The 16,226-nt window shown below is 65.1% G+C and carries 18 protein-coding genes; 10 read left to right on the forward strand and 8 right to left on the reverse strand.

Annotation, left to right across the window (positions count from 1 at the left end; genetic code table 11):
• Positions 1 to 14: 14 nt before the first annotated feature.
• On the reverse strand, positions 15 to 1,049 hold the full coding sequence (locus tag ACSSV4_RS14935) for a zinc ABC transporter substrate-binding protein (protein WP_454275928.1): 1,035 nt from the start codon (positions 1,047 to 1,049) through the stop codon (positions 15 to 17).
• 56 nt (positions 1,050 to 1,105) lie between these two features.
• Here ACSSV4_RS14935 and ACSSV4_RS14940 point away from each other — a divergent pair, with 56 nt between their 5' ends.
• The 3 genes from ACSSV4_RS14940 to ACSSV4_RS14950 are packed head-to-tail and all read left to right on the forward strand — an operon-like array spanning position 1,106 to position 3,191.
• Positions 1,106 to 1,624, forward strand: coding sequence for a transcriptional repressor (locus ACSSV4_RS14940; protein WP_454275929.1), 519 nt, complete (start codon positions 1,106 to 1,108; stop codon positions 1,622 to 1,624).
• Positions 1,621 to 2,397 (forward strand): ATP-binding cassette domain-containing protein, encoded by a 777-nt coding sequence (locus ACSSV4_RS14945; protein WP_454275930.1) that lies wholly within the window; start codon positions 1,621 to 1,623, stop codon positions 2,395 to 2,397. Before ACSSV4_RS14940 ends, ACSSV4_RS14945 begins: the two co-directional genes overlap by 4 nt.
• Positions 2,397 to 3,191, forward strand: a complete 795-nt coding sequence (locus ACSSV4_RS14950; protein WP_454275931.1) for a metal ABC transporter permease — start codon at positions 2,397 to 2,399, stop codon at positions 3,189 to 3,191. The genes ACSSV4_RS14945 and ACSSV4_RS14950 overlap by 1 nt, the downstream gene beginning before the upstream one ends.
• Before the next feature lie 51 nt (positions 3,192 to 3,242).
• Here the strand turns inward: ACSSV4_RS14950 and ACSSV4_RS14955 are convergent, their stop codons facing one another.
• Genes ACSSV4_RS14955 through ACSSV4_RS14980 form a run of 6 tightly spaced genes read right to left on the reverse strand, consistent with a single transcriptional unit; the run spans position 3,243 to position 8,170 of the window.
• Positions 3,243 to 3,491 carry an NnrT protein gene (locus tag ACSSV4_RS14955; RefSeq protein WP_454275932.1) on the reverse strand — a complete coding sequence of 83 codons (249 nt, stop codon included), beginning with the start codon at positions 3,489 to 3,491 and terminating at the stop codon, positions 3,243 to 3,245.
• Entirely contained in the window at positions 3,488 to 3,664 is a 177-nt protein-coding gene (locus ACSSV4_RS14960) for a protein NnrT (RefSeq protein ID WP_454275933.1), read from the reverse strand. The genes ACSSV4_RS14955 and ACSSV4_RS14960 overlap by 4 nt, the downstream gene beginning before the upstream one ends.
• A gap of 1 nt (position 3,665) precedes the next feature.
• Positions 3,666 to 5,552, reverse strand: coding sequence for a VWA domain-containing protein (locus ACSSV4_RS14965; RefSeq protein ID WP_454275934.1), 1,887 nt, complete (start codon positions 5,550 to 5,552; stop codon positions 3,666 to 3,668).
• A gap of 5 nt (positions 5,553 to 5,557) precedes the next feature.
• Positions 5,558 to 6,352 (reverse strand): AAA family ATPase, encoded by a 795-nt coding sequence (locus ACSSV4_RS14970; RefSeq protein ID WP_454275935.1) that lies wholly within the window; start codon positions 6,350 to 6,352, stop codon positions 5,558 to 5,560.
• 3 nt (positions 6,353 to 6,355) lie between these two features.
• Positions 6,356 to 7,705 carry a cbb3-type cytochrome c oxidase subunit I gene (locus ACSSV4_RS14975; protein WP_454275936.1) on the reverse strand — a complete coding sequence of 450 codons (1,350 nt, stop codon included), beginning with the start codon at positions 7,703 to 7,705 and terminating at the stop codon, positions 6,356 to 6,358.
• 12 nt (positions 7,706 to 7,717) lie between these two features.
• Positions 7,718 to 8,170 carry a c-type cytochrome gene (locus tag ACSSV4_RS14980; protein WP_454275937.1) on the reverse strand — a complete coding sequence of 151 codons (453 nt, stop codon included), beginning with the start codon at positions 8,168 to 8,170 and terminating at the stop codon, positions 7,718 to 7,720.
• A gap of 121 nt (positions 8,171 to 8,291) precedes the next feature.
• Here ACSSV4_RS14980 and ACSSV4_RS14985 point away from each other — a divergent pair, with 121 nt between their 5' ends.
• The 5 genes from ACSSV4_RS14985 (at position 8,292) to ACSSV4_RS15005 (ending at position 11,824) form a co-directional block, all read left to right on the forward strand.
• A complete protein-coding gene (locus ACSSV4_RS14985) occupies positions 8,292 to 8,504 on the forward strand; it encodes a DUF1858 domain-containing protein (RefSeq protein ID WP_454275938.1) in 213 nt (70 codons plus the stop codon).
• A gap of 495 nt (positions 8,505 to 8,999) precedes the next feature.
• Positions 9,000 to 9,938 (forward strand): aldo/keto reductase, encoded by a 939-nt coding sequence (locus ACSSV4_RS14990; protein ID WP_454275939.1) that lies wholly within the window; start codon positions 9,000 to 9,002, stop codon positions 9,936 to 9,938.
• Complete coding sequence (locus ACSSV4_RS14995; protein WP_454275940.1) at positions 9,935 to 10,594, forward strand: DUF938 domain-containing protein; 660 nt, start codon at positions 9,935 to 9,937, stop codon at positions 10,592 to 10,594. Before ACSSV4_RS14990 ends, ACSSV4_RS14995 begins: the two co-directional genes overlap by 4 nt.
• A 70-nt stretch (positions 10,595 to 10,664) precedes the next feature.
• Positions 10,665 to 11,006: a carboxymuconolactone decarboxylase family protein gene (locus ACSSV4_RS15000; protein WP_454275941.1), complete on the forward strand. Its 342-nt coding sequence runs from the start codon at positions 10,665 to 10,667 to the stop codon at positions 11,004 to 11,006.
• Positions 11,007 to 11,083: 77 nt separating this feature from the next.
• Positions 11,084 to 11,824, forward strand: a complete 741-nt coding sequence (locus tag ACSSV4_RS15005) for a glycoside hydrolase family 25 protein (RefSeq protein ID WP_454275942.1) — start codon at positions 11,084 to 11,086, stop codon at positions 11,822 to 11,824.
• A gap of 30 nt (positions 11,825 to 11,854) precedes the next feature.
• Here the strand turns inward: ACSSV4_RS15005 and ACSSV4_RS15010 are convergent, their stop codons facing one another.
• Positions 11,855 to 14,362 carry a GcvT family protein gene (locus ACSSV4_RS15010; protein ID WP_454275943.1) on the reverse strand — a complete coding sequence of 836 codons (2,508 nt, stop codon included), beginning with the start codon at positions 14,360 to 14,362 and terminating at the stop codon, positions 11,855 to 11,857.
• A gap of 194 nt (positions 14,363 to 14,556) precedes the next feature.
• On the opposite strand from ACSSV4_RS15010, the gene panB reads away from it, so the two are divergent.
• Both panB and panC read left to right on the forward strand, forming a co-directional pair.
• Positions 14,557 to 15,384 (forward strand): 3-methyl-2-oxobutanoate hydroxymethyltransferase, encoded by an 828-nt coding sequence (gene panB, locus ACSSV4_RS15015; protein ID WP_454275944.1) that lies wholly within the window; start codon positions 14,557 to 14,559, stop codon positions 15,382 to 15,384.
• The gene (gene panC, locus ACSSV4_RS15020) at positions 15,381 to 16,226 is read left to right on the forward strand and encodes a pantoate--beta-alanine ligase (RefSeq protein ID WP_454275945.1); all 846 of its coding nucleotides are present in this window, start codon (positions 15,381 to 15,383) and stop codon (positions 16,224 to 16,226) included. Before panB ends, panC begins: the two co-directional genes overlap by 4 nt.

Consider the following 16,226-nt stretch of genomic DNA (forward strand, 5'->3'; position numbering starts at 1 on the left):
GATCACGTGATGCGTCAAAGGCAGTCTGCCATGGCCGTTGCCAGGTTGCGCAGAAGATCGCGGTAGAGATCCGGGCCGGGCTCCAGATCCGAACCGAGCGGGTCGAGAACGCCGGTGCGCGTGTCGGTGCCGTCCATGACCGCGGCCACGATACCGGGATCGAATTGCGGCTCGGACAGCACGCAGGTCACGTCGTGCTCCGTCACGCGCGCCTGGATCTCGGCGATGCGCGAGGGGCTGGGATCGGACGCATCGGACAGCGATATGGCGCCCGATGCGGGGAAGTCGAAGGCCTGCTCGAAGTATTGATAGGCGTCATGGAAAACGATGAAGTTGCGGCCCCGGAGCGGATCGAGAATGCCATTGATCTCGGCACTCAGGGCGGCCAGATCTTCGCGTCCTGCGGCCGCGTTGGCAAAGTAGGTGCCTGCGTTGTCCGGATCGGCGGCAGACAGGTGTGCGGCGATGGCGTTCAGCCAGACCGCGCCATTCCCGGGGGAGAGCCAGGCGTGGGGATCGTGTTCGCCGTGATCGTGACCTTCGTGCCCGTGATCGTCGTGATCATGCTCTGCGGCCTCGGCGTGGTCCTCATGGTCATGTGCGTCGTGGCTGTCGCCGTCCGCGTGATCGCTGTGACCCTCGTGATCGCTGTGGCCCTGGTGATCGTCATCCCGATGCGCATGCGTCTCGAACAGCGCACCCTGGCGGAACGGCAAGTCCAGCGTGCCCTCGACCTCGAGCAGTTCCGTGACGGTCGCCCGGGCGGCAAGTGTCGCGATGGCATCGCCGAGCCAGGGCGTCAGATCCGGACTGACCCAGAATACCAGATCCGCCTCCTGCAACGCGGCGGCCTCGGACGGCCGCAGGCTATACTCATGCGGGCTTGCCCCGGATGCCACGATCAGCGCGGGCGTGCCCACCCCCTGCATCACGCGTGCCACGAGTGAATGCACCGGCGCGATATCGGCGGCCACGCGTGGCACATCCGCCAGTGCCGTCCCGCCGAGCAGCGAGGTTGCAACAGACAGCGGCACGAGCATTCTGGACATATCCGACTCCATGTGATTATATAACGTCACGCTCCGGATACAGGAAATGAGATAACATGACAAGTACCGCTCGACCGGGAAAGGACGTAGCGACCGATCCGATCGGGTTTGAGGCACATGACCATGCCAGTTGCATCCGCGCCGCCATCGTGGCGGCCGAGGCACATTGCCAGAGCGAGGGCCTGCGCTTCACGCCGGTTCGGCGCAAGGCGCTGGAAATCCTCCTGCAGGAACATCGCGCGCTTGGTGCCTACGAGATGCTCGACCGGCTGCGCGAGGCCGGGTTCGGCTCGCAACCGCCGGTGGCCTACCGGGCGCTCGAATTCCTTGTCGCCAACGGTTTCGCGCACAAGATCGAACGGCTGAACGCGTTTATCGCCTGCGCCCATCCCGGGGCCAGCCATTCGCCGGCCTTCATGATCTGTCGGCTGTGCCAGTCGGTGGCCGAGGCGCAATCGACGCCTGCGCGCGGGGCGCTTGGCGACGCGGCGCGGGCCGCCGGGTTCAGGATCGAACAGACGGTGGTCGAGGCCGAGGGCCTTTGCCCTGCCTGCGCGGACAAGGCCGACGCATGAGCCTGGTTTCGATTGAGAACATCGCGGCCAATTACGGCGCGAACCGGGTGTTGCATGACGTGTCCCTCGCCGTGGAGCCGGGCGAGATCGTCACCATCGTCGGGCCCAACGGGTCTGGCAAGACCACGCTGCTGCGCGTGCTCATCGGTGCGGTGCCGCTGGCATCGGGGCGCATCACGCGCAAACCCGGCCTGCGTATCGGCTATGTGCCCCAGAAACTGCATATCGACCCGACGCTGCCGATCACGGTGGACCGGTTCCTGCGCCTGGCCGGGGGCGTCGCGCGCGCGGCCTGCGCGCAGGCGCTTGACCGGGCCGGCGTGCCGGGCCTTGCGCAACGGCAGATGTCGGCGCTGTCGGGCGGACAGTTTCAACGCGTCCTGCTGGCGCGCGCGCTGATCAACGAGCCGGACCTGCTCTTGCTCGACGAGGCCACGCAGGGGCTGGACCAGCCCGGCTCCGCCGCCTTCTATCTCCAGATCGAAGAGGTCCGCCGGAAAACCGGCTGCGCGGTGCTGATGATCAGCCATGAATTGCATGTGGTGATGGCGGCCTCGGATCGGGTGATCTGTCTCAACGGGCATGTCTGTTGCGAAGGCACGCCCGAGATTGTCTCTGCCGCGCCGGAATACCGCGCGCTTTTTGGCACCGGAACCGGTGGCGCGCTGGCGCTTTACCGGCACGAGCATGACCACGCCCATGACGAGTCCTGCGCCCATGACGAAGGGCACAGGCACATGCCATCCGACAAGACGACCGAGGCCGCCGAATGATGCTGGACGATTTCATGACCCGCGCTGCGCTGGCAGGTGTTGGCGTCGCCCTTGCGGCGGCCCCGCTGGGCAGTTTCGTGGTCTGGCGGCGGATGGCTTATTTCGGCGATGCGACCGCACATGCCGCGATTCTGGGCGTGGCGCTGTCGCTGGCGCTCCAGATCTCCATCTTTGCCGGCGCGGTGGCGGTGGCGCTTGCCATGGCGCTGAGCGTGACGCTGCTCACCGGGCGCGGCTATGCGATGGATACGCTGCTGGGCGTTCTGGCGCATTCCGCGCTGGCGTTCGGGCTGGTCGCGGTGTCGTTCCTGTCGGGCATCCGCATCGACCTGATGGCCTATCTTTTCGGCGACATCCTTGCGGTGTCGCGTGGTGATCTGGCGGTGATCTGGGGCGGTGCGGCGCTCGTTGTGGGGCTGATCGGCTGGCGCTGGTCGGCATTGCTGACCTCGACCATCAGCGAAGAGCTTGCCCATGCCGGCGGCATCGACCCGAGGCGCGAGCAACTTATCCTGACACTGGCACTGGCGATCACCGTGGCGGTGGCGATCAAGGTGGTGGGCGTCCTGCTGATCGCCGCCATGCTGATCATCCCCGCCGCCGCCGCCCGCCCCCTGTCGCGCACGCCCGAGCAGATGGCGATGATGGCGGCGGTGATCGGCGGGGCGGCGGCGGTGATCGGCCTGCAATCGGCTTATCTGCTCGATACACCCGCCGGTCCGTCCATCGTCTGCGTCGCGGCGCTCGTCTTTCTTGGCACGAGCGTTCTGCGCGGCCTGCGGCCCGGCGGCTGAACGCAGCTTGGCCGGGCAGGGGCAGCCGTTGCGCTGGCCGGTCGTGCGGGATCAGGAGGCTGCTTGCTCTGCCGCCGCATCGGCAATATCCATCAGCCCCCGGATATGCCGGGCGAAGTACCACGTCGCGGGGGCCCCGATCACGCACCCGAGGGCGATTGACCACGCGGTCGAGGCCACGGGCCCGCCGATCCAGCTTAAGATCAGCGAGGCGAAGAACACGTTGACCGCCGCCGCCCCGGCGCCAAAGGGATAGAGGGCGAGGGCGATCCGGCGGGTGGACCAGCCTTGGCGTGTCATCTGCGGGAGACCAGCCGCTGCACGGCGATCATGGACATGATGAGCGCTATGCAGGCCAGCGCGTACCAGAATTCGGCGGTGGCGGATTGCGCCTGCGGGATTGGCCGCTCGAAGCTGTTGGCAAGGGCCGGCGATGCGATGAGCACCGCGAAAAGGACTGTCAGGCAACGCATGTCAATTCTCCTGTGTGAGCGTGCGGTAGATGTCGGGGAGCGCGCGGGTCAGGCGCGCGGGGTCGGGCAGAAGGGTGAAGCCGCCACGCCCGAAAATGCGCGCGAACCAGTCCTGCCCGTCCTCGTCGATGATGATGCCATGCAGGCTGTGGCCCGCCATGCGGACCTCGCGGACGGCCATGTGACTGTCCTCGATGCCGTGCTGGCCTTCGTAATGGTCGAGATCGTTGGGCTTGCCATCGGTCAGCACAATGAGCAGCTTGCGCGCGCTCGGCTCTTCAGCCAGTTGCGCGCTGACATGGCGGATCGCGGCCCCGAGGCGGGTGTAATGCCCAGGGGTCAGCGCGCCGATATTGGCGGTGATCTCGGGCGACATGTCGGCCTCGAAGCCCTTGCAGCGGCTGAGGAACACCCGGTCGCGGCGCAGCGAGGAAAACCCCCAGATGCCCAGCCGATCGCCCGCCGCGTCTATGCCCGCCGCCAGCGCCGCCATCGCCTCGCGCGCCACCTCGATCACCGAGGTATCGCCGATCGCGGCTTCGGTCGAGCGCGACGTGTCGATCAGGAAGGCCACTGACAGGTCACGCTCGGTCTGGCGTGCCGATTGCCAGATCCGGTCCGAGCCGCGCCCTGTCGCCATGAGATCGGCGCGCGATGTCAGCAGCGCGTCGAGATCGAGTTCGCTGCCCTCTACCTGACGCGGTTGCAGGATGCGGCGCGGGCGCAGCGCCTCGAACTGGCGGCGCACCTCGCGCATGCGGCGGGCGTTCGGCGCGAAGGGGGTGTCGGACGCGGCCACCGGTGCATCCAGCACCCGGCAATGGTTGGCCATGTAGCTGCGCGACCGATGGTTCCATTCAGGGTATGTATGCGTGCCTGCCAGCGCCTCGTGATCGGCATCGGCGGGCGACAGATCGAGATGCAGGCGCAGGCGCGTGGCGACCTTGCGGGCCTGCTTCGACAGGGTGATCCGATCCTGATCATCCGCCGCCTTCTGGGCGTTCTCGTCATCGTCATCATCGACGCTGCGGTTGATGTTCATCGATTCGACCCAGGACAGGATCGATTCGAAGCGGTGGATGATGAAGCTGTCCTTGCGGTTTTGCTGATCCTGATCCTTGCGCTCGCCGAGTTTGCGGTTGGAATGGGCCGCGTTCGGAGGCGGCGGTGCTGCCGGATCGGGCGAGATTTCGTCTGCCGAACTGCCGGTCGCCGGCACGGCGAAGCGCAGCCATATCGGAACGGGTGTCATCGGCATGTAGCCGCGGGGGGCAATGGACGATGCCAGGCCCGGCATGTTGCCGCGCAGCTGATCGCGGATCGCGATTTCGAGGGCCGCTTCCTGAGCGGGCCGCATCACGTCGGGACGCGTGACGATGCAATGACGCGCCATCGCGTGATAGGCCCGACGCAGACCGGGGCAGGCCGCGTAGGCGGCATCGGTGGCCCGGGCGTTGGCGTGGATCTGGGCGCAATCCTGTGACGGGCCGGTCGCGGTCAGGTCCAGGTCGGCGACAGCCCCGGTTGCCGCCAGCGCGGTCAGCCAGAAATACGCGGCCCGGTTCAGCGCGGGATCGGGAAAAGCGGCGATGACCGGCGGCAGCGTCAGCCGCTCGCCGTCAAAGCCTGCGACCCATTCGCGGTCGCGCTCCGCCCCCAGCTTGCGGCGCAGCGGGCGGCGATGGCGCATCAGCGTCGCTGCCGCCTCGCTGAGTTCCACGCCGGGCGCGCCGCCCAGACCGCGAAACAGCACCGCAAGGCTGGGCCGGACCGAGGCGAGCGTGACGCCTGCCTCGGGATAGGTGACATCCGCCCCGATGCCGCTGGCCATGTCATGCCAGAGATTGCCCACCGTCTCTTCGGGTTCCATCAGGTCGAGAAGATGCATGATCCTCACCCGTAGATCGTCGTGACCAGATCGCGCAGCGCCTGCTGCACGTCGGGCTCGTCACTCAGCGGCTCGATCACCGCCGCCTCGAGCGCCTGATCGACGCCCATGCCACCGGCCATCAGCGTGGCGGCATAGATCAGCAACCGGGTCGAGACGCCTTCCTCAAGGTCCATGCCCGAGAGGTTGCGGATATGACCGGCCAGCCGCACCAGCGGTGCGACGCGCCCCGGCTCCAACCGGCTTTCGCTCGACACGACGGCAATCTCGGTTTCGGCCGCCGGAAAGTCGAACGAGATCGACAGGAAGCGTTGCCGCGTCGACGGTTTCAGCCGCTTGAGCACGTTCTGATAGCCGGGGTTGTAGCTGGCCACCAGCATGAAGCCAGGAGGCGCCACCAGTTCCTCGCCGGTGCGGTCGATCATCAGCGTGCGGCGCGTGTCGGTCAGCGGGTGCAGCACGACGGTCACGTCCTTGCGTGCCTCGACCACCTCGTCGAGATAGCAGATCCCACCCTCGCGCACCGCGCGGGTCAACGGCCCGTCGACCCAGACCGTCTCGCCGCCCTTGAGCAGGTAGCGCCCGATCAGATCCGAGGCCGACAGATCGTCATGGCAGGCCACGGTATAGAGCGGCTTGCCCAGCCGGGCGGCCATATGCTCGACAAAGCGGGTCTTGCCGCAGCCGGTCGGCCCCTTCAGAAGCAGGGGCAAACCGTTGTCATGGGCCGTCTCGAAGAGATCGCATTCGCGGCCCGTCGGCTGATAGAATGGCAGGGTTGGTTTATAGACCATGTTCATGGCTCATTCTCCCGGAACAGGGTTGGCAGGACCGGGCGCGATGACCTCGGTTTTGCGCACGACCAGCATGGAATAGATGAACAGCAAGGCCCCGATCACCACCGCCGCACCGGCACCGAACCGCATCAGGTAGAACACCGACAGGCTGTCCTGAACCACCATGTAGTAGTCGCCGATCACGCGCTGCATGTGGGTCTGGATGGTGCCCGCAAAGGTCAGCACGAAGGTCATGAAGGCCATACCGCCGGTCATCAGCCAGAAGGACGCCATGTTCAGCACCTGGTTATAGGGCGCGCGGCCCCGCAGCATCGGCATCGCATAGGTGAAGATCGCGAGGTTGAGCGCCACATAGGCCCCGTAGAAGGCAAGGTGACCGTGGGCTGCGGTGATCTGCGTGCCGTGGCTGTAGAAGTTCACCCCGTGCAGCGTGTGCAGGAAACCCCATACCCCGGCGCCGAAGAAGGCCACCGTAGAGGAGCCCAGCGACCACAGCAGGGCGGCCTTGTTGGGGTGGTTCTTGCGGCCTTTCCAGACCATGACGAAGGCAAAGGACATCATCAGGAAGAACGGGATCACCTCGAAGGTCGAGAAGATCGAGCCGATCCATTGCCAATAGCCCGGCAGGCCGATCCAGTAGAAGTGGTGCCCGGTCCCGAGAATGCCCGAGAAGAGCGCCGTGGCGACGATGACATAGAGCCATTTCTCGACCACCTCGCGGTCCACGCCGGTCAGCTTCAGGAGCAGGAAGGCAAGGATTGCCGCCATCACCAGTTCCCAGGTCGCCTCGACCCAGAGATGGACGACGAACCACCAGTACATCTTGTCGAGGCTGAGGTTGTCGGGGTTGATGAAGGCAAAGACCCAAAGCAGCGACAGCAGCCACAACCCAAGCAGCAGCACATTGGTGATCGCCGTCTTCTTGCCCGCCAGCACCGTCATCGAGATGTTGAGCAGAAAGATCAGCGCCGCCACCAGAATGCCGAACTTGACCCAGAGCGGCTGCTCGAGAAACTCGCGCCCGCCATGGATACCCATGAGGTAGGAGCCGACGGCCCCCAGGGTGCCCACGACCAGAATGATCAGCTGCAGATAGGCCAGCTTGGGCGACCAGATCTCGCGCTCCGATTCCTCGGGGATCAGGAAATAGGCGGCGCCGAAAAAGCCCAGTAGCAGCCAGACGATCAGGGCGTTGGTGTGGATCATCCGGATGATGTTGAATGGCAGGATCTCGGCCAGGAAGTTGGGCGAGACATAGACCCAGCCCGCCAGCAGCCCACCCAGCACCTGAATGCCGAAGAGGGCCATCGCCGCGACGAAATAGTAGAGGGCGACTTTTTGTGATTGGTATTTCATGGGGTTCACTCCTTACCCGGCATCATTGGGCGGCCAGCCCTGCGTGTCGGTCTGATCGGCCCAACGCAGGAATTCCGCGAGGCCGCGGATATCTTCGTCACTGAGGTTGAAATTCGGCATCTGGCGGCGGCCCTCGATGCCGCTCGGCTGGCTTTCCATCCAGCCCTTGAGCATGTCGAAGGAGTCCTCGGCGCTGTCCTGCACGCCCCAGCGGGTCATCACGTTGCCCACCTCGGGGGCGAAATACGCGCCCTCGCCATGCAGGGTGTGGCAGTTGATGCAGGAATTCTTTTCCCAGACATGCTTGCCGTTGATCACCTCATCGCTGAGCGCCATGCCTGCCGTCGAGGTTTCGACCACGTATTTGTGGCTATGGACGGTCATCGCCACGAAGATCACGACAAAGAAGATCGAGCCCCCGTAGAAGATGTTGCGCGCCCGTGATTTCGTTAAGATTTCAGCCATGTTCAGGCCTCCTTGGAATTCGGGATGACCTGTTCTAGGCGGGCGTCTGGCAAGGGAGTTTGTGCCAGCGCAACGTTTGGCGCGATTGCGCGACTAAGGTGGTCGGAGAAAGGAGCACGCGATGCGGCACCCCCGACCCGATGACCCCGATCTGCCCCTGGCGGATCTGATGACACGATGGCCCCAGACCGTCCCGGTCTTCGTCCGGCACCGGATGCTCTGCGTCGGATGCCTCGTCAGCCCGTTCCACACGGTGATGGACGCCTGCGCCGAGTATCACCTGGACGAGGAGGCGTTCCTCGCCGAACTGATGCAGGCGGCGGACCCGGGGTAGGAGCGGACGGTTGAAGGCATCGCGTGTTGCCAATACGCCCACGGCATCTTGACCCCAAATGAGGTCCATGCCAGCAAAACCGAACCCAGGAGAATGGCAGCCTGATAGGAAACCCTGATCCACCTTAACCGGGCTGCAAGCTGGTCGAAAAAGCAGGACCACCTCTTCTCCTCGCTTGCAGCATCATGCCGCTGTCGCGCAGAAAATCCACTTATCCCGGCTGTTCAGATTTCCGGAACCACCTCTGAGCAGCAGTTTGCGCAGGATCTGGAACAGATCCTTCAGGGGGAGTTGTGTCGCTCCGGCGGCGAACACGGGAAGCACGGCGGCGGCTGAGATGGGAAGAAAAATCCCGACGTGGAGTCGCAGATTCCGTCGCTGGTGCCCCGTTAATGCACGAAATGGTGCGCAAATCGGTGCACAGACCCGTGCACGAACTGGTTCACGCCTGATCGCCTGTTTCCTTCGTCGCCTCCTCATGGCACTCTGCGCGCCATGAGCACGGACATCACCTCCCCCGACGGAACCCCGGCCAGTCGGTTTGCCTTTGGCACGATGCAATTCGGCGGTACGGCAGATGAGAGCGCCTCGCGCGCCATGTTCGAGGACTGCCTCGCGGCGGGCATCACCCATTTCGACACCGCGCATCTCTATACCGATGGCGCGTCGGAAACTCTGCTCGGCCGGTTCGCGGCACCGCATCGCGACCGGTTGGTGATCGCCACAAAGGCGGGCTATTCGGGTGGCGCGGGGGCGGTCAATATTCGCGCGCAGTTCGATCTCTCGCGAAAGCGGCTGGGGATGGATCACGTCGATATTCTCTATCTGCACCGCTTTGATCCCGACACCCCGCTTGAGGACACGCTGGAGTGTTTCGCCGATCTGAAATCGCGCGGCCAGATCAGCCATGTCGGTCTGTCGAATTTCGCCGCCTGGCAGGTGATGAAGGCGGGCTGTATCGGCGCGCGGGTCGATATGTCCGTTTCGATCCTGCAACCGATGTACAGCCTCGTGAAGCGGCAGGCCGAGGTGGAAATCCTGCCGATGGCCGCGTCCGAGGGGATGGTGGTGGCGGGCTATTCGCCGCTGGCGGGCGGCCTGCTGACCGGCAAATACGCGCGCGGCGAGACCGGACGGCTTACCGGCAACGAACGCTATGCGGTCCGCTACGGTCAGGACTGGATGCGCGAGGCAGCTGTCGCTTTGGTCGAAATCGCGGCAGAGCTTGGCACCGATCCGGCGACGCTCGCCGTAGCATGGGCCGCAAACCATCCCGCCGGGCCGGTGCCGCTCATCTCGGGTCGGTCGGCGACGCAGATCGCGCCGTCACTGGCTGCGATTGAGTTCGACATGGATGACGCGCTTTATCAGCGTCTTGCCGCCCTCACCCCCGCGCCGCCCCCGGCAACGGATCGCACGGAGGAGGGCGGATGAGCCCGCCCCGGACGCTGCCGCCTTCGGCCTCGGTCGCGCATGCGGGCGAGGGGGCCAAGCTGCACGCGCCGTCGGCGGAGCGCAATGCGGCGGCGATCAGCGACGCGCTCCGCGAAATCGCGCCGGAAACGGGTCGGGCGCTGGAGATCGCCTCCGGCACCGGGCAGCATGTGGTGGCCTTCGCCGCTGCGATGCCGGACCTGGTCTGGCAGCCGACCGAGATCGACGCCGCGCGCCGTGCCAGCATCGACGCTTATGCCGCCGAGGCGGGCCTGCCCAATCTGCGCGCCGCCATGGTGCTTGATGCGACCGAGGCGGGCTGGGGCCGCGAACAGGCGGGGCAGGGGCTGATCGTGCTGGTCAACCTTGTGCATCTCATCAGCACGCCCGAGGCGCGCCGGATCATCGCGGAGGCGGCGCAGGCGCTTGCCCCCGGCGGGCGCTTTGCGATCTACGGGCCGTTCCTGCGCGACGGGCAGGCGACCTCTGAGGGCGACGCGCGGTTTCATGCGAGCCTGACCGCGCAGGATTCGGCCATCGGCTACAAGGATCTGGCCGAGGTGGAGGGATGGCTGCGCGAGGCGGGTCTGACCCTGCACCCGGTTCGCCAAATGCCCGCCAACAATCTCTTTCTGGTGGCCGAGCGTCCCGGCTGATCTGGATCAAGGCCAAGCCGCGCCAAGGGTGGTTTTGCACGGGCAACCGAAGCCACCGAAAGGCCCCGACATGAGCTGGTCCAAGACCATCGACACCACCCGCCAGGATTTGCGCACGCTCAATGCGCTCATCCCCGATACCGCCCGCGCCTTTGGCGGGCTTGGCAAGGCCGTCAAGGAAGGCGGAACGCTCGATTTCAAGACCAAGGAATTCGTGGCGCTCGGGATCGCCGTGGCGACGAAATGCGAACCCTGCATCGCGCTGCACATGGAGGCGCTGATTCGCGTCGGGGCGACCCGCGAAGAGGTCGGCGACGTGCTCGCCATGTCGATCCAGATGGGCGGCGGCCCGGCGATGATGTATGCCGCCAAGGCGATCGCCTGCTATGACGAGTTGGCGGAAAAGGGCTAGGCGGACGCGGAATCGGCTGACGGCGGGGATACATCCGGTCTAGGGTCGGGGCAGGTATCCGATCCGGGGAGGCATTGATGCTGCGCGTGGTTCTGTTCTGTTTCGGGTTGATATTGGCCGCGCCGGGCCTTGCGACGGACCGGTTCGGCGATTACGACCGGGTGGATTTCGGGCCACGCGGACCGGGCAGCTATCCGGTGCACGGCATCGACGTGGCGCGGTTCCAGAACGAGGTTGACTGGCGGCGCGTGGCGCTTTCGGGCGTGGAGTTTGCCTATATCAAGGCGACCGAGGGTGGCGATCTGAAGGACGCGCAATTCGACCGCAACTGGCAGTTGGCGGCGCGCAATGGCGTGCCGCGCGGGGCCTATCATTTCTACTATTTCTGCACCCCGCCCGAGGTGCAGGCGCAATGGTTTATTCAGAACGTGCCGCGCCGGGGCAAGGCGTTGCCGCCCGTGCTAGATATGGAGTGGAACCCGTTTTCGCCCACCTGCGTGGTGCGCCCGCCGGGGGCGGAGGTGCGGCGGCAGGCCGAGATCTTCCTCGATATCGTCGAGCGTCACTATGGCCAGCGCCCGATCATCTACACCACCCCGGAATTCTACGCGCAGACCGGCATCGGGCGGGTGCGGGCGGAGTTCTGGCTGCGCTCGGTCGCGAAAACGCCCGATCAGGTCTATCCCGGTCACCCCTGGGTGTTCTGGCAGTATACCGGCACCGGGATCGTGCCGGGGGTCGAGGGGGGCGTCGATATCAACGTGTTTCGCGGGTCGGAGGGCGCGTGGCGCAGGTGGTTGCGCCAGCACGAAAAATGAGGGGGCAGCGAAGGCACCCCCCTGCTTGGCTCACCCATCCTTGCGGATGGTCTCGTTCTTGGGGTCATAAGGGCTGTCGCAGGTGACGGTCGCGTCCCAGAGCCGGTCGAGCATCTTGACCTTGAGCGTGGTGCCCTCGACCGCCAGTTCGGGCCGGACATAGCCCATGCCGATGGATTTCCCGAACGCCACCGAATAGCCGCCCGAGGTCAGGCGCCCCACCCGCTCGCCACCCTCAGTATAGAGCACCTCGCGGCCCCACGGGTCGGCATCCTCTGGCCCGTCGATCAGCAGCGTGCAGCATTTCACGCGCACGCCGGTCTCGACCAGCTTGGCCTTGCCGCGGAACTCCTTGTCGAGGTCGACGAAGCGGGGCAGGTCGGCCTCCAGAGGCGTTGCATCGCGGCCAAGCTCGTTGCCGAAGGCGCGATAGCTCTTTTCCTGCCGCAACCAGTTTTGCGCGCGCGCACCGACCAGCTTCATCCCATACTTCTCGCCGGCCTTTTCCAGCAGGTCGAAGAGGTAGGTCTGCATCTCGATCGGGTGATGCAATTCCCAGCCCAATTCACCGGTATAGGCCACGCGGATGGCGTTGACCGGGCACATGCCCAGCTCGATCCGCCGCGCCGAGAGCCACGGGAACCGCTTGTTGCTGAGCGCCGTTGCCGGATCGGCATCCTTGATGACCTCGTTGAGCACGTCGCGCGATTTCGGCCCTGCGATGGCAAAGACACCCCATTGCGTGGTGACGTCCTGAATCTCGATATAGCCGAACTCGGGTGCCATGTCCTCGGCGGCCTTGCGCAGATAATCGGCGTCGTATTCCGTCCATGCCCCGGCAGAGACGAGGTAATATTCATGCTCCTTCAGCCGCACGATGGTGTATTCGGTGCGCGTCGTGCCGTGATCGGTCAGCGCATAGGTCAGGTTGATCCGGCCCACTTTCGGCAGCTTGTTGCAGGTAAACCAGTCAAGGAAAGCGGTCGCGCCCGGCCCCTTGATCACATGCTTGGAAAAGGCGGTGGCGTCGATCAGGCCCACGCCCTCGCGGATGGCTTTCGCCTCGTCCACGGCATATTGCCACCAGCCGCCACGGCGGAAGCTGCGGGCGTCGTGGTCGAAGGTTTCAGGCGCATCGAGCGGCCCGTAGTAGTTGGGCCGTTCCCAGCCGTTGACGAAACCGAATTGCGCGCCGCGCGCCTTCTGCCGGTCATAGGCCGGGGCGGTGCGCAGCGGGCGGGCGGCGGGGCGCTCCTCGTCAGGGTGATGGAGGATATAGACGTGGTCATAGGCCTCCTCGTTCTTGCGCGCGGCAAACTCGGTGGTCATCCAATTGGACGAGTAGCGCTTGGGGTCGAGCGATGCCATGTCGATCTCGGCCTCGCCATCGACCATCAGCTGCGCGAGGTAATAGCCAGTGCCGCCAGCAGCGGTGATGCCAAAGCTGAAGCCCTCGGCCAGCCACATGTTGCGCAGCCCCGGTGCAGGACCAACCAGCGGGTTGCCATCGGGCGTGTAGCAGATCGGGCCGTTGAAATCGTCCTTGAGACCGCTTTCCTCGCAGGACGGAATGCGGTGGATCATCGCCATATACTGCTCTTCGATGCGCTCCAGATCGAGCGGGAAGAGATCGGCGCGGAAACTGTCGGGCACGCCATATTCAAAGCAGGCGGGGGCGTTCTTCTCATAGACGCCGAGAATCCAGCCGCCGCGTTCCTCGCGCACATAGCTTTGCGCGTCGGCATCGCGCACCACCGGGTGTTCCCGCCCGCCATTGGCGCGGTAGTCGACCAATGCCGGGTCCTTGTCCATCACGATGAACTGATGCTCGACCGGGATCGCGGGGATCTTGATCCCCAGCTTTTTCGCGGTGGTCTGCGCGTGGTTGCCCGAGGCTGTCACGACATGCTCGGCGGTGATCATGATCTGCTCGTCCGAGGGCACGAGGTTGCCACCCTTTTCGACCATCCTGGTGCAGGTGACTTCCCACGCCGTGCCGTTCCAGTGGAACGCATCGGCCTGCCACTTGCGCTCGATCATCACGCCACGCTGGCGCGCGCCCTTGGCCATCGCCTGCGTCACGTCGGCGGGGTTAATGTAGCCATCCTCGGTGTGATAGATCGCGCCTTTCAGGTCGGAGGTCTCGATCAGCGGCCAGCGCTCCTTGATCTGCTCCGGGGTCAGCCATTCATAGGCCACGCCGCAGGTCTCGGCGGTGGAGGCGTAGAGCATGTATTCATCCATGCGCGCGTCGGTCTGCGCCATGCGCAGGTTGCCCACCACGGCAAAGCCCGCATTGAGCCCGGTCTCTTCCTCCAGCGTCTTGTAGAAATTGACGGAATACTTGTGGATATGGGTGGTGGCGTAGGACATGTTGAAGAGCGGCAAGAGCCCCGCCGCGTGCCATGTGGAGCCCGAGGTCAGCTCGTCGCGCTCCAGCAGCATGACATCGTCCCAGCCCGCCTTGGCCAGATGATAGGCGATGGATGTGCCGACGGCACCGCCGCCGACGACGAGGGCTTTGACTTGGGTTTTCATGGCATGCGACTCCCTTGGGGTATGCGGTGTTTGGGCGATCTTTATCAGTCCTGCCAATCGGCGCGAAATTCAGCCGACACAAAGCCGCCCAAAAGCGACCTTCCCGGCTTTCGCGGGTGTAAAACTGAGCGGTGGATTTCCCCTGCCACCCTTGCTAGCTTGCGCCGCGATGCAGAGACAACCGAAAGACCGCCATGAGCGCAACGAGCCAGAAATCCGCCCTGCTGCCCGATGACATAAGGGCGATGAAGGGCGGCACGCCGATTGTCAGCCTGACCGCCTACACCACGCCAATGGCGCAGATGATGGACGAACATTGCGATTTCGTTCTGGTCGGCGACAGCGTGGGCATGGTGCTGCATGGTCTGCCCTCGACGCTTGGCGTGACGATGGAGATGATGATACTGCACGGGCAGGCGGTGGCGCGGGGGCTAAGCCGCGCGATGCTGGTGATCGACATGCCCTTCGGGTCTTACGAGGAGAGCCCGGCGCAGGCGTTTCGCAATGCAGCAACGCTGATGACGGAGACGGGCGCGGCGGCGGTCAAGCTCGAAGGCGGGCGGCATATGGCCGAGACCATCGCGTTTCTGGTGGCGCGGGGCGTGCCGGTGATGGCGCATATCGGGTTGACGCCGCAATCCATCAACACGCTTGGTGGCTACAAGGTGCAGGGCAGGGGGGCGGCGGCAGAGGCGCTCTTGGCGGATGCGCGCGCGGTCGATGAGGCGGGCGCGTTTTCGGTTGTGCTGGAAAAGGTGCCCGCGACGCTGGCCGACGAGATCACCGCCGGGATCAGCATTCCGACCATCGGCATCGGGGCCTCGGTGGGGTGCGACGGGCAGATCCTCGTGGTCGATGACATGCTGGGACTCTTCACCGCGTTCAAGCCGAAATTCGTCAAGCGGTATGGCAATTTGGGCGAGGACGGCGAGGCGGCGATAGCGGCCTATGCCGAGGAGGTGCGCAACCGCCGCTTCCCGGCACCCGAGCACGTGTTTTCCGACAAGGCCCCCGAGGCATGACCGCCCCCATCCTGCGCGCGCTTGAGGATCTGCGCGAGTTCACCCGTCCCTTCATCCGCGCGGGCGAAACCATCGGCGTCGTGCCCACCATGGGCGCGCTGCATGACGGGCATCTGTCGCTGGTGGCGGCGGCCAAGGCGCGGTGCGACCGGGTGATCGTGACGATTTTCGTCAATCCCAAGCAGTTCAACAATCCCGAGGATCTGAAGAATTATCCAAGGACCGAGGTTGAGGACGCGCGCAAGCTGGAGCGTTTCGACGTCGATGCGCTCTGGGTGCCGGATGGTGACCAGATGTATCCTGAGCATTTCGCGACGACGGTCTCTGTCTCCGGTCTGACCGATGTGATGGAGGGGGCCTATCGCCCGGGTCATTTCGACGGGGTGGCCACGGTGGTGACCAAGCTTTTTACCCAGACCGCCGCGACCGATGCGTTTTTCGGCGAGAAGGACTACCAGCAATTCATGGTGGTGCGGCGCATGGCGCGGGATCTGGATATTCCGATCACCGTGCATGGCTGTCCGACGATCCGGGATATCGACGGGCTGGCGCTGTCGTCGCGCAACCTGCTCTTGTCGGACCGGGCGCGCACGACGGCGCCTGTGCTCTTCGAAGAGATGGAGAAGATCACAGACGGGTTGCGCGCCGGGCGCGGTTTTGCCGATTTGCAGGCGCAGGCCGCGGCGCGGCTGGAGCGGGCCGGGTTCACCGGGGTCGATTACCTCGATCTGCGGGCGCAGGACGATCTTTCGGCGCTCACCGCCCCCACGCGGCCGGCGCGGCTGTTTGCGGCGGCGTGGCTCGCGGGGGTGCGGCTGATCGACAATATCGCCGTGGACTGA

It is taken from the genome of Roseovarius sp. MBR-154 (assembly GCF_053628595.1).